At 64.8% G+C, this 21,832-nt stretch carries 14 protein-coding genes; 9 read left to right on the top strand and 5 right to left on the bottom strand.

All coding sequences use genetic code 11. The features are described from left to right. Positions 1-89 precede the first annotated feature (89 nt). Complete coding sequence (locus ACPGXI_RS09060; RefSeq protein WP_526651988.1) at positions 90-587, bottom strand: hypothetical protein; 498 nt, start codon at positions 585-587, stop codon at positions 90-92. 1 nt (position 588) lies between these two features. Next, the gene (locus ACPGXI_RS09055; RefSeq protein ID WP_526651986.1) at positions 589-1,938 is read right to left on the bottom strand and encodes a molybdopterin-dependent oxidoreductase; all 1,350 of its coding nucleotides are present in this window, start codon (positions 1,936-1,938) and stop codon (positions 589-591) included. 273 nt (positions 1,939-2,211) lie between these two features. Between ACPGXI_RS09055 and ACPGXI_RS09050 the strand changes: the two genes are divergently transcribed. From ACPGXI_RS09050 to ACPGXI_RS09040, 3 genes are all read left to right on the top strand, one after another. Continuing rightward, a complete protein-coding gene (locus tag ACPGXI_RS09050) occupies positions 2,212-3,822 on the top strand; it encodes a nitrilase-related carbon-nitrogen hydrolase (protein WP_526651984.1) in 1,611 nt (536 codons plus the stop codon). A 203-nt stretch (positions 3,823-4,025) separates the two neighbouring features. Then, a complete protein-coding gene (locus tag ACPGXI_RS09045; RefSeq protein WP_526651982.1) occupies positions 4,026-5,144 on the top strand; it encodes an SAM-dependent methyltransferase in 1,119 nt (372 codons plus the stop codon). Between the two features lie 168 nt (positions 5,145-5,312). Then, complete coding sequence (locus tag ACPGXI_RS09040) at positions 5,313-6,983, top strand: DUF4407 domain-containing protein (RefSeq protein WP_526651981.1); 1,671 nt, start codon at positions 5,313-5,315, stop codon at positions 6,981-6,983. A 23-nt stretch (positions 6,984-7,006) separates the two neighbouring features. Here the strand turns inward: ACPGXI_RS09040 and ACPGXI_RS09035 are convergent, their stop codons facing one another. Then, the gene (locus ACPGXI_RS09035) at positions 7,007-8,965 is read right to left on the bottom strand and encodes a glycoside hydrolase family 15 protein (protein ID WP_526651979.1); all 1,959 of its coding nucleotides are present in this window, start codon (positions 8,963-8,965) and stop codon (positions 7,007-7,009) included. Positions 8,966-9,025: 60 nt separating this feature from the next. Then, entirely contained in the window at positions 9,026-10,297 is a 1,272-nt protein-coding gene (locus tag ACPGXI_RS09030; protein WP_526651977.1) for a glycosyltransferase family 4 protein, read from the bottom strand. A gap of 323 nt (positions 10,298-10,620) precedes the next feature. Here ACPGXI_RS09030 and ACPGXI_RS09025 point away from each other — a divergent pair, with 323 nt between their 5' ends. The 6 genes from ACPGXI_RS09025 (at position 10,621) to ACPGXI_RS09000 (ending at position 20,849) form a co-directional block, all read left to right on the top strand. Beyond that, complete coding sequence (locus tag ACPGXI_RS09025; protein ID WP_526651976.1) at positions 10,621-11,292, top strand: hypothetical protein; 672 nt, start codon at positions 10,621-10,623, stop codon at positions 11,290-11,292. Then, positions 11,289-13,292, top strand: a complete 2,004-nt coding sequence (locus ACPGXI_RS09020) for an O-antigen ligase family protein (protein ID WP_526651974.1) — start codon at positions 11,289-11,291, stop codon at positions 13,290-13,292. The genes ACPGXI_RS09025 and ACPGXI_RS09020 overlap by 4 nt, the downstream gene beginning before the upstream one ends. A 215-nt stretch (positions 13,293-13,507) precedes the next feature. Then, positions 13,508-14,479: a hypothetical protein gene (locus ACPGXI_RS09015; RefSeq protein WP_526651972.1), complete on the top strand. Its 972-nt coding sequence runs from the start codon at positions 13,508-13,510 to the stop codon at positions 14,477-14,479. 100 nt (positions 14,480-14,579) lie between these two features. Next, positions 14,580-15,395, top strand: a complete 816-nt coding sequence (locus ACPGXI_RS09010) for an FkbM family methyltransferase (RefSeq protein WP_526651970.1) — start codon at positions 14,580-14,582, stop codon at positions 15,393-15,395. A gap of 163 nt (positions 15,396-15,558) precedes the next feature. Then, on the top strand, positions 15,559-17,331 hold the full coding sequence (locus tag ACPGXI_RS09005) for a lipopolysaccharide biosynthesis protein (RefSeq protein ID WP_526651968.1): 1,773 nt from the start codon (positions 15,559-15,561) through the stop codon (positions 17,329-17,331). Continuing rightward, positions 17,328-20,849 (top strand): glycosyltransferase, encoded by a 3,522-nt coding sequence (locus ACPGXI_RS09000; RefSeq protein WP_526651967.1) that lies wholly within the window; start codon positions 17,328-17,330, stop codon positions 20,847-20,849. Before ACPGXI_RS09005 ends, ACPGXI_RS09000 begins: the two co-directional genes overlap by 4 nt. Before the next feature lie 31 nt (positions 20,850-20,880). Here the strand turns inward: ACPGXI_RS09000 and ACPGXI_RS08995 are convergent, their stop codons facing one another. Then, positions 20,881-21,819, bottom strand: coding sequence for an NAD-dependent epimerase/dehydratase family protein (locus tag ACPGXI_RS08995; protein ID WP_526651965.1), 939 nt, complete (start codon positions 21,817-21,819; stop codon positions 20,881-20,883). Positions 21,820-21,832: the final 13 nt, after the last annotated feature.

Raw genomic sequence — 21,832 nt, 5'->3', positions numbered from 1 at the left:
CGGTGGCCCCGAGCTCTGAGCTACTCGCCGAAGGGGTTGGGGTGTCTTGGGGTGGCGTTGTCGCCATGCGTCCGGTCGGGCGGCGCGTCTCATCCGGTCGCGCGGCGGGTCATGGCGATCTTGACGGTGTAAGCAACCGCGCTGACCGCGAACATCGCCGCGGTGAGCAACAGCCACCGACCGAGGAACACCTCCTGAGTCTGTCCCGTCGCGTTGAAATAGGTCCGAGCGCCCTGCTCGATGATGCCGGGAAGGAACACCACCAGCGTCAGAGCCGAACCCATCAGTGGAACGCGCAGGTAGTTGAGCACCGGCACGCTTGGCGAGGCGGGTTTGGGCTCGCGTCGAGTTGACGTGAGCAGTCGGTCGACAAGCGAGTAGGCCGGGAACAACACCAAGTCGTGAATGATGATCGCTGCCGCGAACCAGACAGCGATCGACTGCCACCAGACGCTGGTATTCCACAGCGTGGCCGGCTTGATGGTGACGATGATGTACCCGAACAACGCGAAGCAGGCGATCAACGCCAGCAGGTGCAACGGGTGTGACCCGTAGATGCGGCGGAACCTTTCAACCCCGGACCCCATGTCAGTTCGCCCGAAAGTCGATGGAGGAAACCCACTTGGTGTTGTGCACACCGGGTAGGGCCGGGACGATGATCCGCGCCGGATAGCCGTGGTCAAGTGACAGCTCCGCGTCGTTGACTCGGAGCGCCAGCAGGGAATCGGGGTCGGTGACCTGATTGCTTTGCAGGGTGGCGCGGTTGAAGGCTCCGTAACGCTCCACCGATTTCACTTTCGCCGATGTGGGTGATGGAACCCCGGCGATTTCGGCCAGGTCTCGTAGCCGCACACCAGTCCAGTTCTCGGTGGTGGACCAGCCTTCCACGCATGCGATCGGCAGCCGTGCGGTGTGCTGGGGCAGGGCCTGCAGCGCGGCCCGATCGAAAGTCACCGGTGACGGGCCGCCGAGTAGCGTCAGCCGCCAGTTCTCGCCGGTGTCTTCGGGGGTGATGCGGGCGGCCGCCGCGGTGCGGTTGACCTGAAAATCGTTGGGCCCGTCGCCGCGGCTGCGGCCGCGGGGCAGCAGCAAGGCCGCCTGCCGGGTGACCCCGCCGATCGTCTGGCCTGCCGTGAGGACGGCCATCAGCACGGTTCCCCCGCCAACCAGTGCGAGCGCCCCGCGCCGGCTGATCGTCGGACGGTCGGGGTTGGCTGCGACCAAACCGTCGGGCTCGAATGGTTCAGGCTTGGTGTCGGCCCGCCCGGTGCGCAGCACACTGCGCATGGACATCGACCGCAGACCCGTCCACATCTTTGGCAACTTGATGGCGACGTGGATGACGAAGCCTGCGATGAACACCCACGCGCCGTAGTAGTGAGCTGTGTAAAAGCTGAAGCCGAATATGTAGTCGTATTGGATGTTCAGAACACCGGTGACGATCTCGAACAGAATGCCGCCGACCAGCATCAGCAGCGAAACCCGTTCCAGCACCTGCGCGATTGACCGCGACGGCGGCCAGGAGAACAGACGTGGAATCACCGACCACAGCTTGGCCAGGACCACGGGGATCAGCACCAGGCCCAGCCCGACGTGCAGGCCCTGGGTGAGCCGGTACAGCCAGGACGGGTTGGTGGGCCAATCGAAGGTGGGCAGTTTGAGCCAGCCGACATCGCCCGGGATGGCCTGGCCGAACTGCGGGCCGTAGGCGATGTAGGACAGCAGCCCGGTGATGATCACGATGGGCAGAGTGACCAGCAGCACGAAGCCGAACACCGAGGTCAGCCACGGCCCACGCAGCGGGCTGCGCCAGCGCTGGAGTTGCTCGACGCCGGGCGGCGGATGTTTGTCGAGACCGCGCCACAGCCGGGCTGGGAAGCCGTAACCGGCATCAGCTGGTTGCTCTTCCCCGGCTGGCTCGCGGGTGCTCGGTTCCATAGTTTTCCATCAGAACACGGACGGTGCCGGTATGTGTTTCGTTTACCCGTGTTTGTCGGCGGACCGACGTACCCGTATTCGGGACCACCCTCGTCGTTGCGAACACGTTCCGATTCCGGCAACTCCAGCGGTAGACGGGCCCATTGTCAATGCGCGGGAATTGGACGCCATCGTTGCGTGGCGAACTTCGTCGCGTCCAACATGTCGCGTTCTACGCGTCGTGTCCTACACTGCGTCCATCGTGCGGCGTCTACCGACGGGGGATTGATCGCCATGGCGAACGGTGTCGCAGCCACTACGCAAGATTCGCACGATTCCACGGATGGACCGGAGCGCGCCAGTGGCCGGCGTATCGTCGCCGGCCTCGCGCTATCGCTGCTGAGTGCCGTTCTGCTGGTGGTGATTTGGCAACCGTTCGGAAACCTGTGGTGGCTGACCGTCGTCGCGTTTGTTCCCATGTACGTCGCCCAGTACCGCGTCCTACCGCGGCGCTGGAGTGCGGTTCCAGTGGCCCTGGCCTTCACGGGCTACTACCTGGCGCTGTGGCTGCTGACGGCCTCGGTGATATCGACGGGTGTCATCATTGCGGCGGTAATCGGCTGCGGGGTAATCGGCTTCGCGATTGGAGTGTTTCTTCGGCCATTCGCGGAACGGACCGGCTACCGATGGTTTGTTGTCCAATTTCCGTTGATTTGGGTGGCCCTTGACCTCCTGCTGCAGAACAACGAGATTCTCGGGACCAACTCGTGGATCGGCTACCGACTCGGCGGGGTACCGCAACTTGTCCAACCGGTCAGCATCACCGGTACACCGGCTCTGAATCTGCTTCTCCTGGTCATTAACTCGGTGATAGCGCTGGTGGTCCTCGCGCTGCTGGACCGGCGTCGCCCGGGGCCGGCCGATGTGCCCGTGCCCCGGCGGGTGCTGCTGTGGTCGGTGGTCATTCCCGTTGCGGTGACGGCAATCTGGATTGCGTGCAGCCTTTGCATCTTCAACGACGTCTCGGCGCGGATGGGACCCAGCGTGCGCGTCGCAGCGGTGCAACCCGGCCTGGACAACGCAACACCCGGGACCCTCATCTCCGCGGGCAACACCTCGCCCGAGCGCAGTGAAGACCAGCGCGTCCAGGACCAGATCGATCAGCTGAGCGGCATGACTCGTCAGGCCGCCGGTCAAGGTGCGCAGGTCGTCGTGTGGCCGGAGGAGACGCTCAACTACGACCCTCGGACGAAACACACAGAGTGGATTCCCGCCCTTGTACGTGAGACGGGTGTGTATCTGGTCATGGGCTTCACGCCCGATGCGTCAAACGGCACGGCGCCCAACACTGCTCTGCTCTGGAGCCCGGACGGGAAAGTCGCCGCGCTTTACCTCAAGACCAAGCGAGTATTTGCCGAGGGGGAAGCCTTCACGCCCGGCACCGTCTACCCGACCGTGAGGACGCCAGTGGGCGTGCTGGGCATGATCATCTGCTTCGACATCGACTTCCCGGACGGGCCGGCGCGGCGGGAAGTGCTCAATGGCGCCCAACTGATCCTTGCGCCTAGTATCGACTTCGCCTCGATCGCCGACGTCCGTAGCGCCTCGACGGTCTTTCGGGCCATCGAGAACCGGGTCGCCATGGTGAAAGCCGACGTCGCCTGGGACTCCGTGCTGGTGGCTCCGAACGGCCGGATGCTCACCCGCACCGCCATCCCTTCCGAACGCGGTGGTCAGGCGCTCCTGGTCGGCGACGTGCCGCTCGGCCCGGTCAACGCACCGTTCACCCTGTACGGGAACACCCCGTTCCAGTGGCTGGTCTATGCAGCAACGCTGGTGATGATCGGCGCCGCGGCCAGCTCGTGGCGCCGCCGGGTGACCGCGGGAAAGCGGACCGCAACGTAGTGTCTCTGGGTCAGTTTCGCCGGGGTTGGTTTCCCGGATCAGTTTCCTGCGTCAGTTCCCCGGGCCAGCTTCGCGAACTTGCCCGAACTCGAGACGTCCCTTCTCGGTTGTAGGGCCAGATTTCAGGCTTGGGGCCGGATCCGGCCTCCCACTCCGCCACCGGCGGCGGCAGGCGTGATCGCGGGTGTGTCACGATGTTGGCTGTGGAACGCCTGTTCAATGCTGTCCTGACCCTCAAAGAGCGCGGCCTTCTCCCCGATGCTGTCCTGCGGATGCTGATCCGGTGGATGTGCGCCAATTGGGTCACGACGTTCGAATGTGGAGGCGACGCCGAAAAGCAGGCGTTGTACAAGAAGAAGTATTTCGACAAGCTGCGCAACAGCGCCGGCGCCACGCACCAGGCCGATGCCAATATCCAGCACTACGAAGTGCCCACCACCTTCTTCGAACTGATGCTGGGACCGCACCTCAAGTACTCGTGCTGCCTGTTTCCGGAGCCCTCGACGAGCCTCCCCGACGCCGAAGTCGGCATGCTGGACGCTTTTCTCGAAGAACATCTGAAACTCAGTGAGCTCGTCAAGGAGCGCGGGCCGATTCGGCTGCTGGACCTTGGCTGCGGCTGGGGTTCCCACGGCGGCCACATCCTGGACAACTATCCAGAAGTGCACGTCACCTTCCTGTCCAACAGCGACACGCAACAGGACTTCATCAGAGCGCGAAATCACAGGCACGCAGGCAGATTCACCAATATCAAGGCGGACGCAAGCACATTCGACGACGCCTCGTTCCGCGGCGCCTTCGATGTCATCGTCTCGTGCGAAATGCTCGAGCACATGAAGAACTACGAGATGGTTCTGGGGAAGCTGAGCTCGTGGCTGAAACCCGACGGTCGAATGATGGTGCAGATCCTCGGCAATCGTCGGTTCGCCTACGACTTCAAGACCACGGACTGGATGGGGAAGTACTTCTTCGCCGGCGGCACCATGCCGAGCAGGGACTTGCTTGAGCACTTCCTTCCGGCGGATTTGAAGCAGACCGCTGTCTGGGACATCAACGGGCGCGATTACAGCAGAACTCTGGAAGCGTGGCTTGCCAAGCTCGACGCGAACACCGAGGACTGCCTGCGCGCCCTGGAAGGTGGCCCGACATCCGCGTCGGTGGCTCTCCAGCGCTGGAGGATGTTCCTGCTGTTCTGTTCGGAGGTCTTCGGTTACGGCGACGGCAATGAGTGGATGGTCTTTCACTATCTGTTCGAGAAGGCTCCCGAGACAGTGTCGTCCGACACACCGCCAGATTTTTCACCGACGGCGCCGCAGGGGTAAACTAAAGTCACAACTCGCCTGAGCGCGCTGTCGCCATAGCCTGCGCAGGCCTTATGAGCACCCGCTCGATATGAGTAGCCGCTCGATCGCATCGATGCGATGGCATGGAATTCGTTCCACAGCCCCGGCCTATGGCCACCGTCACACTATTGTCCGTTGGGAGTCCGCATGCGTGCCTTTTCAGCCGCTGAACCATCCCTCGAATCGCGCTGGCCCGCTGACATGATGACAGTGCTCTACGGCGCGTTGGCCGCGCTCGTTGCCGGCCTTGCCCTTGCTGCGGCGACTAGTTGGTCCGTGCCGACCATTCTTTCGTCCGCGCTCGCCTTCGGCGTGCTGGTCGCTGTGTCGGTTCGGCTCACCGCCCGTGGACCGATCCGCGGTTGGCGGGCCGTCAGCGGGCGGGCCGCGATTGCGGTTGCGGTCGGAGTCCTCGTCGGAGAGATCGCCGCACTCGCTGTGTTCGCCGGAGCGATCGACCGCAGTTTGGACGACGCAGCGGCAAGATCTGCCGACGCCGTACCGGCAGTCGCGCAGGCAGCGGACGATCTGAGCCAGAGTCGCACCGCTCGAACCGACCTCGACGTCGCGGTTGAACAGTCCCGGGCAAGGCTCGACGAGGCGCTGGTGGTGGCTCGTTGTGAGTACAACCCGACCTCGGCCTGCCCGCAGACCCGCATCACCGGAACGCCCGGACTTGGGCCCGAAACCCGAACCGCGAACGAGCTTCTCGCCGATGCGCGCCAGGATCTCGACGATTCTCTGGGCGCGCGTGAGCGCCGGGCACCAGAATTGGACGCGGCCATTGCTGTCGATGAACTCGAGCTCGCGAACGCGCGTACAGCCGCCACCACCAACGCAGATCGAGGCCTGGGCGCTCGGTGGGTCGCGATGAATGACCATACGTTGGCCAGCCCTGACCCGTTCGTACTGCGACTGTTCACGATCGCCTTCTCGGTGCTGTTGAGTCTGCTGCCGCTGATCCTCACACTGTGGCGCGGCGAGACTGCCCAGGATCGGCGCGCCTCCGCACGCGCGGAGCGTGAAGATGCCGAACTCAAGGCTGACACTGCGATCGCCGTCAAGCGCAGCGAGGTTCGGCAGACCGCCGAGATTCTCTGGGCTGAACAACAACTGGCCAGCGCGCGGCTCGCTGTCGAGGCTCAGCATGAGATCGACCGAGCGCATCATCGCCGTCGCGTCACGCAGGCCCTCACGGGTGGCATCCCTCCGGCACTGCAACCAGGGGAGGCACTGCAACAAGAGGAGATCGCGGGCCCGGTTGGCGGGCAGCTGTCCGAACCAAAAGCGTTGGACGCCAGAGCGGCGGCGCTGCCGTCCGGCGAAGAAAAACCTCTGCCGGCCCGCGTCGAGTCCGAGGTCGCCAAGCGTGGTCAGCCGCCGGTGATCCCCTCCCTGCCCGACCTCGGTAGGTCAGCCGCTCGCTGGATTCGCCCGCTCGTACCCCCGATCGTGGCCAAAGCTATCGACACCACCACTCACCCCGTGCGTACCGCGCGCCAGGTGTTCGAAGAGGTCGAGGAGATCCACTTCTCGCTGCGGCGCACGCACTCAGTGAGCGTGCATTCCACGGACAGCCCACCCGACGGCCCGCCCGACAGCGCCCAGTCGCCGCAAGCGCTCGACTTCAGCGGAGACGATGAGCGCACGAGGGGACGGGTCGAGTCCGCGGTCATCCGCGATGATCTCGCCGGTACGTCCGGCGAAGGTCCCGCGGCTGGGCTTTCGAGTGGTGCACGGGACATTCCGCTTGGGGCCAGAGACAGCCGCGCGCTGGCCGAACCCGCAGGCTCGCGACAGCTTCCGTCTGCGGATTAGCCGCCTAAGCTCGGGTTCTCCCGCTAGGTACCGCTTGATTCGGGCCGGAGTCTTTCGCGCGGTTCAGTGAGCTGCCGCTCGCCTTCAATGACGGCAGCCACCGCGTTGATCAGCGACAGGTGCGTGAAGGCCTGCGGGAAGTTACCCAGATGGCGCCCACTGCGGGGGTCGATCTCCTCGGCGTAGAGCTGGAGTTGGCTCGCGGCCCCCAGGAGCTTGCCGCACAGGGCGCGGGCCCTGGGCAACTCGCCGATCGCCACCAGGGCAGATACCAGCCAGAACGAGCAGATGGTGAAGGTGCCTTCCTCGCCGTCCAGGCCGTCCTCGGTGTCCTCGACTCGGTACCGCAGCACCATGTCGTCTTCGGTCAGTTCGTCGATGATCGCGTGCACGGTGTTGCGCACTCGTTCATCGTTGCCGGGGAGAAAGCCCAATAGCGGGATGAGCAGCACCGAGGCATCGAGGGCCTTCGTGTCGTAGTGCTGGGTGAAGACGCCGCGCTCGTCGAGGGCATTGGAGAGCACGTCGTCCCTGATCTCCTCGGCAGCGGCGCGCCACCGCGTGGACAGCGCGTCCTCTCCGCGTCGATCCGCGATCCGTGCACCGGCGTCGGCGGCCATCCAGCAGGCGACCTTTGACGACGTGAAGTGCTGGGCGCCGGAGCGGACCTCCCAGATGCCCTGGTCGGGCTCCCGCCAATGCTCCAGGGCGCACTCGACCTGAGTCTGCACAATGCGCCACAGGCGATCCTCGACACGGTGGGCTCCGGTGTGCAGGTCGATCGCCCTGACGATCGCACCCCACACGTCGTGTTGGCGCTGACTGTAGGCCCCGTTGCCGACCCGTACGGGTCGAGCACCCTCGTAGCCGGACAAGTGATCCAGCGTCGTCTCGGTGAGAATCCGCTCCCCACCGACGCCGTACATCAGCTGCAGATGTCCGCCCGCAGCGTCGGCTATGTCGGCGATGAAGTTGAAGAAATCGTTGGCCTCCCAGTCCAGTCGCAGAGTGTTGAACGCCCACAGGGTTGCGACAGTGTCGCGGATCCAGGTGTATCGGTAGTCCCAGTTGCGTTCACCGCCAGGGGTTTCGGGCAACGACGTTGTCGCGGCGGCCGCAATGGCGCCCGTCGGAGCGAATGACAGACCCTTGAGCGTCAGCGCACTGCGCTGTAGGTGTCCGCGCCACCGATGGTCGGGAAACCTGCCGCGATCCAGCCAGTGCTGCCAGTGATGACAGGTCCATCGCAAGGCGTCGGAAGCCTCGGCAAGAGTCCGGGGGGGCTCGTGGTCGCTCCAGGACAGCGCGACGAAGCGGCGGTCTCCCTCTTTGAGTAACGTCCGCGCGGTGGCCGACGTGCCCTCGAACCCGACGTTGAGGTCGGTCGTCAACCGCAGTTGGAGATCGTTGGCCTCGACCTGGACGGCATCGGAGCTTCTCCGTGACCTCTGGGTGGCCGTAGCGACGGCCGCGGTGTATCCAGCGTTGGAATACGCCCACTCCACCGGGGTTCGGCCGTAATCGAACACCGGACTGCACTCCATGTTGACCTGAACCTTGCCGTTCACGCAATGGATCTCACGGAGCAGCACATGGGACGCCTCGTAGTCGGTCGGAGCGCGATGATGTCCCGGCGACCGCTCGGTGGTGTGGTGCCAGGGGCCGATCAACAAGACGTCGGTAACGACGAGCCAGCCGCCGGTGGTCCACCAACTGGTCTCTGTCACCAAGGTCCCCGGGATGTATCGGCGGGCAGCGGGAACCGACACACCGGAAGGGGCCACCCGAAACCGGCCGGCATCACGATCCAGCAGTGCACCGAAGACGCTCGGCGAATCCATCCGCGGCAGGCACAACCATTCCACTCCGCCGTCGGGCGCGACCAAGGCCGTTGTGTCGCAGTCGGAAAGAAACGCGTAATCCTCGATAGGCGGGAAATGGCTGTATTCGGGCGCGTCACCCGCACCAGGGGATTCGATCACGTGATTCACCGACTCCTAAACTCGCTGAACCGCAAATGCTTCGCTAGTTCGCGCGGCAAGTCAATGGACAGCACCCTGGGACAACGCGAATGCGGTGTCGTACGCGTCGAAGACCGCCTGACGCGAGTATTTTTCGGAGAAATGAGCCCGGGCGTCCGACGACGTCTCGGCGTTGCGTGCCTGATCGGTCAACGCACACAGCAGGTCGGTGATCTCGCTGGGTTCGTCACCGACCAGGATTCCGGTCCCCGGCCCGCTGGCGATACCTTCCGCGCCAACGGTTGTGGACACCACGGGAACGCCCCGTCCCAACGCCTCGATCACCTTGATTTTAATGCCTGAACCGAAGCGAAGCGGGTTGAGCACCGCAGTCGCCCGACCGAGTGCCTCACCAAGGTCCGGTACGTACCCGTCGACAGTGACGCTGTCGGACAGTTTGGCGCTCAATGCCAGCACTTCGGCTCCCGGGTCGCATCCGATCACCCTCAGGCGGGCGTCCGGACGCCGGATCAGCATCGTCGGCCAGATGCTGCGCAGGAACCATCGCAGTCCGTCGTCGTTGTGCGGCAGCGACAACAGGCCGAGGAACACGAAGTTCGGCGTCGCCTGGTTCAGTCGCTGCGGCGGGGAAGGGGCAGCCAGCAGCGGTGGTACGCACGTAACGCGTCCAGGCGCCACGGCAGCCCGCCGCGTCAGTGAGGCTGCCTCCTCGGCGTTGAGCAGCAGGCACCGGCGGAAAGCGCGCGCCGCCCGGTCCTCACTACGCTGCACCAGCGACCGTTCGAGGCGCAGCAATGCGGTCTGGCTCCAGCGATTGGCCCCCAACGGCTGAAGTTGCGTCGGGATATGTTCGGCGAATGCACCCAGCGGACTGCTGTTGACGTCGGGAAAGCGCTTGACCGCCTGCAACATCCGATCGTAGCGCTCCGAAAACAGATCGTCGAGATAGCAGATCTGTTGTGCGGCAACGTGGGTGGGCGCGTATTGCGCCATTCGGATGGTGTCGTACACCTGCAGCTCTGGTCGGATGACAGCCATGACGCGGGTGATCTCGGCCGCGGTACGCCGGGAACCCAGGAACGCCTCCTGCAGGGTGGCTCGGCCGGTCAGCACTTTCGTAGCGATGTTGGTGAGCACCTCGACCCGACTGGGGCCGGGAACCACGCTCAGGGGCACCGGAAATTCGTGCTTCGGCGCGGCACCAACCTTGATGTAGTGCACCTCGTCTGGACCGTAGCGCTCGGCGAAGTAGTCGAGGAAACCGGCAAGAACGATCTTCTTGCCAGAGTCGGTCGGGTATGGATCGACGGCACTGACGAGCGCGACTGACATCTGATCTTCCTTCCAGCCGGTGCTCAATGCCGTGCCCGACGCTAGCCAGCGGGTTTGAAGTTACCACCGGGGACCGCGCGCAGCGCAGACTTGGCGATCCGCGCAGCCTGGAAAGTTGGCGGTTTGCGCTGTGCCGGCGATGGGGTCGGCGTTGACGATGCTTCGTCACTTGTCTCAACCGTGTCACGGCCGGGACTGTGTCGAACTCCTGCTACTAGTCTTTAGCGCAGCGCGACTCCGCACGTCTGCGTCCGAGACGCTGTGGAGCCGAGGGTTCCGGGCAGCCTCGATGGCAGCGAGAGCGAGAGAAGGAAGGGAGGACCATGACCAGGGGCCGACTGATCGTTCTCCTTGTGGCACTGGTCGGTGCAGTCATCGGTGCGGTGCTCGGCGCGCTCCTGACCCCGCACTCGAGCCGCTATGAGGCCTGGGCGAATGTCGTGCTCGTTCCGCCGACCAATTTATCTTCGGGCGAAGCGTCCAGTTTCTGGGAGGTGCTTTCCAACGGACAGATCAGCCGCACGGCGGCCATCCTCTACTACGACGAGCGTTGGCTGCCCTCGGCGGCCGAAGCTGCCAATATCCCGAAGAGCGAGCTGACCGTCTCCGCTTACGCGCTGCCGGAGACCACGATGCTGACGGTCTTGGTTGAGGCGAGCTCTTCGGCTGCTGCCGAGTCGGCACTGAACGACGTGTTGACCACGGCCACTCCGGAAGTGAGCTCGGTTCTGGCGCCGTACTTCGTCAAAGTGCTGTGGCCAGAGAAGGGTAGTCCGGTGCCGGTCGCCGGCCCCGGAAAGACGCAGTTCGCGGCCGCCGGAGGTTTGGGTGGCCTGTTGGTCTGCGGGGGCTTGGCTTGGCTATTGCTACGACGGCGTCAAAGGCAGGCCGAGGACCCGGGAGCCGAGGACCCGGGAGCCGAGAACCCGGGCGAAGCCGAGAACCCGGGAGAAATCGACCCGGGAGAAATAGCCGAAGAGACCCTGCCCCGGTGATCGTCGGGGCGGCTCGGCCCACGAAGCCGGCCAATGAGGGCCCCGGCCTCCTTGTCGGCGCCGGAATCGCCACTCTCGGTGCACTCCTCATGCTGGGGTCGCGTAACCCCGCCCTACTGTTAGTCGCGCCACTTGGCGGAGTCGGACTGGTTTTCGCCGCACGGCGTCCGCTTCTCGCGGTGATCATCATGGTGGTCATCGAGGTCAGCAATGCCTCCGGGGTGCTTGGGCCCCGGGGAATCCCCTTGTTCCAAGCCTCGATGTTGCTCGGTGTGCTGGCCGTGGGATTCGCCCTGCGCGATCCGCAGGCCAGGAGCCGGCTGAACGCCTGGACTGGAATCTGCGCCGGCTTGTTTGCGTTCTACATGGCCACGCAGGCGGTGGCCATGATCGGAACTGTCGACATGGCGGCGTCGATGGCCGGCATGTATCGCCAGAGTGTCGACATCGTCTTCATAATGGTGTTGCTGGTACTGACACAGATGACGGCGCGGCCCTGGGCGGTGGCGGCCGCCGTCGTCATTCCCCTGGCGGCGCTGTCCGTACTCACGGTCATCAACGAGGTTGTCTACGGCGGCGCAGCGTCATTCGGCGGTTTCTCCACCGTGACAACCGCTTCCGGGGAGCTCATCACCACGTTGCGCTATGGCGGTCCGACGCCCGACTCGAACTTTTGGGGCCGCCACCTGATTCTCGGGCTGCCGTTTGCCTCCGCGCTGCTGGTTCGTGCGCGGCGATCGGGCCGCCGGCTGGACACGACGGTGTGGGCGCTGGCGATTCTGTGCCTGACTGCGGGCACCTATATGACCCAGTCTCGCGGAACCTTCATCGCCGCCGGACTTGCCTTTGCCGTCTGGATCATTTGCTCCGGGAGGTCGTTCCGGCGCAAGAGCTTGGCCTATTTGCCGCTTGCTCTTGCGCTCTTCGCGGTACCCGGTGTCGGAAATCGTCTGGTGGCGACGGTCCAGGACCTGACGCAGGCCGCTGTGAACTACGGTATCGACCCTTCGGTCCTCGGGCGACTCGCGGCGCAGCAGCAGGCGTGGACGATGTTCCGCGAGCGACCGTACTTCGGATTCGGTCCAGCGACCTTCGAGGGACAGGTGATCGAATTCGCCGGCCGGGTGCCCGTCGCTGTCCGGATTCCCACCGACTCGCCGCACAATCTTTATGCCGAGTTCGCGGCGGAATCCGGGTTGTTCGGACTGTTCGGCTGGGCGGTAGTGATCCTGGGATTCTTGACTGTCGCAGTGATGCGGATCGTCGAGCATCCCAGCTCCGGCGACCGGGTCTTGGCCGCCGCGGCCTGCGCGGCGATCGTTGCCTGGTCGTTCGCCAGCATCGCGCTGCACCTGGCCTACTTCCGCACGTTCGGCGTCGTCTTGGCGCTGGCCGGGGCGTCGTCGTGCTGGCCGGTATCGGCTAGGGCCATTCGAACTTTCCGACGGGGTGTCGCAGTCTGGTTCACAGCGATGGTTCTCGGGTTCTCGGTGTTCTGGGTTTGCCAGTCCGTGATCGGCTGGCCGGCGGTTACCGCCACCCAGAAAATGACGCTGGTCCCGGTGGGACCATACGACGGTTGGTATGCCTACGCACTGGATGTGCGATCCCGAACGGAGGTTTTGCCCACCTTCGCGACGTTCATGACGACTCGGGGGTCGCCTGTTGAGATCACGGCCGACCCGGTCCGCGGAGTACTGACCTTCACCAGCACAGCAGATGTCGCAGACGAAGCACGCGACGGGCTGCAGCTTGCCGTCGCGCGCGCCGACACGGCACTCACCTCAACTGTCGGCTACCAGCAGTACTCGTTGCAGCCGGTGGGCAGCATGAGTATTGTGCCGTGGCATCAGCAACCGTGGTGGGCCAAGTTTTTCTCCGGCGGTGCCGGCGCCGGAACTGTACTGTTCGTTGGCCTGGTGCTTCCTCGGGTGGTTTGGAGGCGGCGCGCCGAAGGCCCCCCGCACCGGCCCTCGATACCGGAGTTGACGTCGGTCTGAAAGCCGCTGACCCGGGAGCTGAGCTGCCGTCCGAGTATGATGGCGGTGAGTTGGTGCGGAACCCTTGACTCGGTGCCAGGGACGCGTCGGCGGTTGGTCGAGCCAGCTGAGTCACGGGCTGGACGCGGCGGTACCGAGAGAATCATCAGGTCGGTGCCGCGCCGAAATACATTCAGGCGACGTGACCGAAAGACGTGACCGAAATAAGGGAACCGATGGCTACTACCGGCAAGCGCGGGCGGGTGCGAACCCCGCGCTGGACGTGGCGGATCGGTGTGGTGCTTGTCGGCGTCACCGCCATGGTCGTCGGAGCGCTGGCCGCAGCGGGCCAACCGTCGCACGTCAAGATGCTGGCCAACCCGTTTGCAGAGACCAGCCCATGGCGGACATCCATTTCGCCGAACCCAACGATCGATCCCAACAGCGCGTCGATGATCGCGGCTGTGCAACCCGAGCGCGCCCTGTTTGCCAACCTGGTGGAATTCGGGATACCGATTCACCACAAACGTTGGGACACGCCAGCTCACGATGTGGGCTGCGTCGATTTCGACTGGGGCACCTGTCCGTTTGACCTTCAACCGGTGTTCATTCCGGACGGCGCGCATCCCAATTCCGGTTCAGATGGCGTGCTGGTGATCGTAGATCAGGGCAGTGGCAAGATTTTCGAGTTCTGGCAGGCGGTGAAGGGCGCGGATGAATGGTCGACGAGCTGGGGCGCGGTCAACAACCTCTATGACTCAGGCTGGGGCGGCGCGGCAACCGGCGCAGGTGCCTCCCGGCTGGCCGGCGTTATCCGCGTTGCGGAGATCGCCGCGGGTGAAATCCCGCACGCGTTGGCGCTGCAGACGAACAATGCGTGCCCGACGTTCCGACCGCCTGCAACGAAGAGCGATGGAAGGTCGACGCGTGATGACTGCATCCCCGAGGGCGCCCTCCTTCAGCTGGACCCTTCGCTGGATTTGGGCGAGCTGGGTCTGACGCCGGGCGAGCTCGCGGTGGCGACCGCGATGCAGCGCTACGGCGGCTACGTCATGGATGTGGGGGGTGCGCCGCTGAGCGTCAGTTTCGAACTCGACAGCCAGGCCGCCCCGGGCACGGTGGGAGCCATCTATGAGGCCGCGGGCTTCCGCTGGGATTACGATGCGATGGAGCATATTCCGTGGGAAAAGCTCAGAGTGTTGAAGTGAAGCGATGCCCTCGCGCGCTTGTCGAATTCCGCCGTAGAGCCAGGTAGTTCAGCACAGATCATCGGTCCGGCTGCGGCCAAGCTACTGCTATCTTGCAGAAATGAGCTTTAAGCACACCGCCTTCGACGCCGTCAACCGAAGGCCGGCTCGTCGGCTCATCGGCCTGGCCGCCTCCGCGGTTGCATCCGTTGCGGGTGAACGTGCCCGGATCACCTACGATTCCGCATCTGGCGGTTGGCTGAAGCGAACCCCCGGCGGCGCCATGCTCATGCCATACCCGCGCGGCATGGGTGTCGAACAGTGCGTTGATTTCACCCGAGACGTGTTCCTGCGCGAATATGCCCCTGGCCCAGGCGATGTGGCGCTCGACATCGGGGCGGGAATCGGGACGGAGACCCTTCCGTTCTCCGGCATGGTGGGGGATTCGGGCAAGGTCGTCGCTGTGGAGGCTCACCCCGCGACATTCGACATGCTCGAGCGGACGTGTCGGCTGAACGACCTACGCAACGTCGAGTTGATCCACGCCGCGGTGATGGACTCCGACCAACCGGTCATGATCAGCGACCTGCGGGAAGGGTTCTGTCAGGAAAACCGGATCGGCGCCGGGGGGATCGAGGTCCCTGCCGTCACGATCTCCGATCTGGTAGCCAAGCTGGAGTTGAAGCGTATCGACTTCCTGAAGATGAATATCGAAGGGGCCGAGGTCGGCGCGCTCCGCGGAGCGCTCGACGTGTTGCCCATCGTCGGACATGCCGCGATCGGGTGCCACGACTTTCTCGCCGATGAAACAGGCGACGAGTCCTACCGCACGATGGACGCGGTTCATGATCTTCTGGTGGATGCAGATTTCACCGTGACTCGGAATGCTGAAGACCCACGTCCATGGGCTGCCCATTACCTCTTTGCTTCCCGCTGAGATTTGCTTCCCGCTAGGTCGTTGCAGCCGCATACGTCCTCTCGCCATGGCAGTCGCGTGAACTGAGGCACTGAGTCTGCGCGATGCGTTTATCATGTCCCAGGAATCGCATCATTCCCGGGAGTTCCAGATCACGCGGTTTTCATCGGACGAGAGTTCACACGTGACCGCAGATCGCCACCAACCCGCCGACGGGGAGTCCCCCTCCGTGCTGTCTGCGCGGGAGAGCGCAGCGGACTCGCCTCCCTCGACGGGGCGTCAAGCCGCATGGAACTATCTGGTTTTCGGGCTGAGTAAGAGCTCGACGTTGATCATGACAGTCGTCGTGGCGCGGTTGCTCGTGCCCGCCGATTTCGGGCTGTTCGCTCTGGCATTGCTGGTCGTCAACCTGTTCGACTATATGAAGGATCTCGGGGTAGGAGCTGCGCTTGTTCAGCATCCCGGGAAATGGAATCGACTCGCGCCAACCGGCTTGACCCTCTCGGTGATATTCGGCGTGGTGTTCGGCGTCGCGCTCGCTGCTGCCGCGCCCCTGGGCGCCGAGCTGCTGGACCAACCTCAGCTGACGCCGCTGATTCGGGTGCTGGCCATCGGGCTGGCCATTTCAGCACTCGGCGTGATCCCGGCTGCTCGATTGCGCCGTGATCTCGACTTCCGGAAACGAATCTGGCCGGAGTTCCTGGGTGCTGCCGTCAAAGCCGCACTCACCATCGGGTTGGCCACTCAAGGCGTCGGGGTGTGGAGTCTGGTCTACGGTCAGCTTGCCGGGACCGTCGTCACCACCGTGCTGTATTGGCGGGTGGCTCGCACCCGCGTCGAATTCGGTTTCGACAGGCACGAAGCACGGGGCCTCGTCCGCTTCGGAGTCGCGCTCACCGCAGCCGCGTTGTTGGGCTTCGCGATCTCGAATATCGACTACCTTTTCATCGGGATCCGGCTGGGAGACGAGCAACTCGGCTATTACACGCTCGCCTATCGTCTCCCCGAGTTGCTCGTGCTCAATCTGTGCATCGTGATCAGTGAGGTGCTGTTCAGTTCGCTGTCGCGACTGCAGCACTCTCGCCAGTTGCTGGCCGACCAATACCTCAAGGTAACCACTGCGGCGGTGGCACTGAGCGCTCCGATCGGCGTTACCCTGGCCGCTGCCGCACCCGCGGTGATCGGCACCATGTACGGGGATCAGTACGCCGATGCGGCGCCGGTACTTGCGATCTTGTCGATCTATACGTTGGTCTACTCGGCATCGTGGCATGCCGGCGATGTGTTCAAGGCCATGGGACGAGCATCGCTGATGATAGCGACAACCGTGGGACACCTGGGCCTGATGATCGCTCCGATCTGGTTCGCGGCGGGCCACAGCATCGTCATGGTGGCCCTGGTACTGCTGGCGGTCGAGACCGTGCCCTTCGTCGCGAACATGTTGATCGTGCGGTCGGTGGCGGGGATTCCCGCGGCTTCGCTGGCGAGGGCGGTGCTTCGTCCGATGCCGGCGGCGGCGTTCATGGCGGTGGTGATGCTCGGCTTGGGCAGACTGGTGGGCGGGCTACCCGACCCGCTGATACTCCTACTCACCGGCTCGGCCGGGCTGCTGGCCTACATCGCCGCGCTTCGAGTGACCGCGTCCGAACTGTTCGCTGCGGGGTTGGCGGCAGTACGTTCCGCGCGCGGCCGAGTCGCTGATCCATCGACGGCCGACGAGGATTCTGTGGAAGAGCCCTCCCCGGCCGCCGACGCCGGAGGTATGACCTTCGAGGGAAACGGTTCGCCGCGCTCCCGTTTCGGAGCGACTACCCTCGCCATGATCGGCGTGTCGCTCGGCGTTGTCCTCGCGTATTGCCTTGGCAGGCTGCGGCGGACGTCCCGCCGTGGCGACACCGCCGACGATCCGTCCGGAATCGGGCCTGCGGAGTTGAGTCAAACACCGGAGCAGCGATGAAAGGGCAAGACAACATGTCCGATCCGACCCGGGTGCTGATGATCCTGGACTCGTTCAACTTCGGTGGAGCCGAGAACCTGATCGCCGAGTTGGGCCGTTATCACCCAGCAGCACTGGATGTTTCAGTAGCGAGTCTGGCGTCAGCGAGCCAGGACCGAAACGCCATGCTCGACCGGCTCACCGAAGCGGGTCTGCAACCTGAGTACCTGTCGGTGGACAAACTCCTCGACCCGGCGGGGTTCTTCGGGCTGGTGCGAACGTTGCGGCGCGCTCGGGTGGATGTTGTGCATGCCCACCTGGGCTACGCCGCTACCCTGGTCCCAGTTGCCGCGCGACTAGCCGGCAAGCCAGTGGTAGCGACCCTGCACCTGAGCCCCCAGCGGCACTCCAGCCGCCGCGAGTGGTTCAAGGAGCGCCTTTCGGTGCGGATCCCGGCCCGGCTGGGCCGGCTGGTGCTCGTCTCACAGCATGCGTTCGACCAGTACGCGCTCGTGCATGGACCGGCGCGTGCGAGCTGGCGGATGATTCCCAACGGGGTCGATGTGGAGCGGTATACCGTGCGTGCTGGTGCCCGCGCATCCGAGCCCCCGGTGTGGGCTGTCGTCGCCGCGCTGCGCCCAGACAAGAACCATGTGGACCTGATTCGGGCGTGGATCGACGTCGTGGCGGTTCACCCCGGTGCGATCCTGTTGGTGATCGGTGACGGCCCGAGTCGCAGTGATATCGAACAAGCTGTGACGGCAGCAGGATTGGGCGAATCGGTAGAGTTCCTCGGTCGCCGCGAAGACGTGGCCGAAATCCTTCGTCGCGTCGACGGCGTCGTATCGGCATCTGTGGACGAAGCACTGCCGACGGCGCTGATCGAGGCAGGTGCTTCGGGGCTTCCGGTCGTGGCTACCGACGCGGGCGGAACCCGTGAGATCGTGGTCGACGGGATCACCGGCCGCTTGGTTCCGATCCGCGACGTCCCCGCCCTCACCGACGCGCTCTTGGACACGATCGGCGATCGCGCGCGGGCGGCGGCATACGGCGCCGCGGGGCGCGCCCAGGCTCAGAAAAAGTACTCCATGGCCAAGTGGGTAGACCGACTTGGACTGCTGTACCAGGAGGCGATCAGCGGCACCCCGTCAGCGTCGCTGACCGTAGCCCATGTCATCCATTCCCTAGGCCCGGGTGGAGCTGAGGGGCTGCTCGTCGAGTTGGCCAGGGCCGCAACGGCGGCGGGGATTCGTTTGATCGTCATCGGCCTGTCCGATGAGCAATGCGCTGCCGGGGTGGACAACCGGGCGGTACCACCGCTGCGCGCTCTCGGCGCGACGGTGTACGAAATGCACACGGGTCGTTACGACGTCACCGCGGTCTGGCGGCTGGCCGGCTTGCTTCGGGACGAGCACGTCCACATTGTGCATACCCATCTCAAGCACGCAGATGTGGTCGGCGGTATCGCGGCGCGGTTGGTGGGTGTTCCGTCGGTCTCGACGCTGCATGTGATCGACATCCCGACCTCGCGGATGCATCGGGCGCGGGTCAAGATTGGTCTGTTCGCGCGTCGGCACTTGTCCAGCACGGTGATCGCCCTCTCCACTGCTCAACGTCGTTGGTATGCCCAGTACTCCGGTGATGATTCATCAATTATCGTGTTGCCCAATGGGATTGGTGATCCAGAGGTAGTGGACGATTCGTCGGCGATTCGCGCTGAGTTGCGGGTGCCCGACGGGGCGTTGTTGGCGTCGTGCGTAAGCCTGATGCGGCCGGAGAAGGGGCACGCGGACCTATTGGAAGCCGTCCGCCTGCTCCCCGCCGACCTCCCTCTGGTGTTGGCTCTGGCCGGTGACGGACCGCTGCTGGAGAGTTTTCGCTCCACTGTCGACTCCGACTCCGCGCTGCGTGAACGGGTCCGTGTCCTGGGTTTCCGTAGTGATGCGGCGGACCTGATCGCCGCTTCCGACTTCGTCGTCCATCCTTCCCTGGAGGACGCCCTGCCGACCGCGCTGCTCTCGGCGTTGGCCGGTGCCCGACCGATCGTCGCGACGGATGTCGGGGGCATCCCTGACATCGTGGCGCCAGACTGCGGATTGTTGGTCGAAGCCGGCCGCCCTGCTGAGCTCAGTGCCGGCATCGCGAAGATGGCCTCGATCGCCATCGATGACCCGGCTGCCTTTGCCGAAATGCGCCGAGCCGCGCGAGTGCGATACGAGAGTCATTTCAGCTCCGACATCTGGGTCAAGAATCTGGGCGCGGTATACGAACGGGCCATCGCTGCCCGAAAGGAACGAGGCAGGCCACATCACCGGGACCCACGGGGTGATCTGACGGAGAAAGGCGTCGTTGTGCGTCCGCGACGAATCGCACTCGTGGAGTTCGCCCCCTCCGGAGGGCTGTTCCAATTCTCTCTTCAGCTCGGCGAGGCGCTCGCCCGATCCGGTGTGGACGTCGAACTGATCACTGGCCCCTCACCCGAGCTGACCTCTCGGGAGCCCGGGTGCCGGGTGCGCGCCGTCTTACCGACCTGGCATCCCGCCGCCGGGGCAGACGCCCCCCAGTGGTGGCGCCGGGCCCGCCGGGGGGTTCGGGCCGGGCAGTACAGCTTGGCCTGGGCAGTCCTACTGGCGCATCTCCTCCGTACTCGACCCGACGCGGTCATCTGGTCAGCGTGGCGGTTCCCGATCGACGGCTGGGGAGTGCATTTGGTACGCAAAGCCCTCCCGAACGCGGTCCTGGCGGCTGTCGCGCACGAGCCGCGTCCGGTGGTCGAACAGCCTGGCCAAGATTCCCTGTACAAGACCTCTAGCACCACCGACCGCGCACTGAGCACCGCGTACGCCGACCTGGATGTCGCATTCGTCCTCGGCGAGAAGGCGAAACAGATCCTGACCGCGACCTGGCCGATTACCGCTCCGGTTCACGTCATCCCGCACGGGGACGAGGGCATCTTCGCCAACGCTCCCATCCCGGGTGCGGAAGCCACTGGGCCCGTGGCACTCTCGTTCGGCCTGATCACCGCGTACAAGGGCATCGACACCTTGTGTGAGGCGTGGCCGATGGTGCGGGCTGCAGTCCCAGACGCCGAGCTGGTCATCGCTGGTGCGCTGAGTCAAGACATCGACGAACTCGTACTGCGGCAACAGGTTTCGAACCTCGCCGGCGTGAGCCTGCAGATCGGGTACATTCCGGTGGCCGAGGTGTCGTCGTATTTTGCTCGGGCCCGTTGTGTCGTGCTGCCGTACAAGCGGAGTAGTCAATCCGGGGTCGCCCACTTGGCGCACACCTTGCGCAGACCGGTCGTCGCGACCCGCGTCGGCGACATTCCCGCTGTCGTTCGTGACGGGGAATCCGGACTGCTGGTCGCCCCTGAGGATCCCGAAGCGCTCGCCGCGGCGGTGGTTCGTCTCCTCGAGGACCCACAATTGGCGCGCACCCTGGGTGAGACGGGTGCGCAGGACCTCAGGTCGGCAGCTTCGTGGGACGATGTCGCTGCGCGCCTCTACCAGGGGTTACCGATATTGCGCAGTCAGTAGGACGCCCGGCTCACGGATGCCGGAACCCCGGTCAGCCCAGCCGGCGGAAGTATTCGACGGTGCGCCGAACGCCCTCGATGAGCGGTACCCGTGGGGTCCAACCCAGCACCTCCTGGGCCTTGCTGCCGTCCAGTGAAGATCGCTCCAGATCGCCGAGGCGCGCGGGTGCTAGCTCGGGATCATCGGGCGCCCCGGCGGCTGCAGCCACCGCGGTGTGCAGAGCCCGGTCTGTGGTTTCCACTCCGGTGCCGACGTTGAACCGCTGCCCGCCCCCGGCCGGGCCCGAGGCCCGCACGAACGCGTCGACCACATCGTCGACGAAGACGTAGTCACGGGTGTTGGACCCGTCGCCGAACACCTTCGTGGGAGCACCAGACAGCAGCGCTTTGGCGAAGATCGCGACCACCCCGGCCTCGCCGTGCGGGTCCTGGCGTGGGCCGTAAACATTGGCCGGTGCGATGTGGGAGCAGTCCATGCCGTAAAGGTGGCGGAAGGCGTTCAGGTAGATCTCGCCGGCCAGCTTGCCCGCCGCATACGGTGAGGCGGGATCGGGCGGCGTCGTCTCGTCGGTCGGATAGCTCTCCGGTACGCCGTAGATCGATCCGCCCGAGGACGTGTGAACCACCTTACGAACACCGGCACGGCGCGCTGCTTCGGCCAGCCGCACCGTGCCGACCACATTGGTCGAGGCATCGAATTCGGGATCGGTCACCGAGCGGCGTACGTCGACCTGGGCTGCCAGGTGGTACACCAACTCGGGCTTGCGGGCACCGAGCAGTGACCCCAGGTCGTGGCTCATGAGGTCGGCTTGGACGAACTCGAATTGATCGTGACTGTGCGCGTTTTCGAGGTTGGCCATCTGGCCGGTGCTGAGGTCGTCGATGCCCACGACGGCGTGTCCATCGGTCAGCAGGCGGTCGACCAGAGTCGAGCCGATAAAGCCGGCAGCGCCGGTAACGAGTGCCTGCATTCGGGTGACTATA

Origin of the sequence: Mycobacterium sp. (assembly GCF_049608025.1) — a bacterium.
Classification (GTDB): domain Bacteria; phylum Actinomycetota; class Actinomycetes; order Mycobacteriales; family Mycobacteriaceae; genus Mycobacterium.
This window is presented reverse-complemented; position numbering and strand designations above follow the sequence as displayed.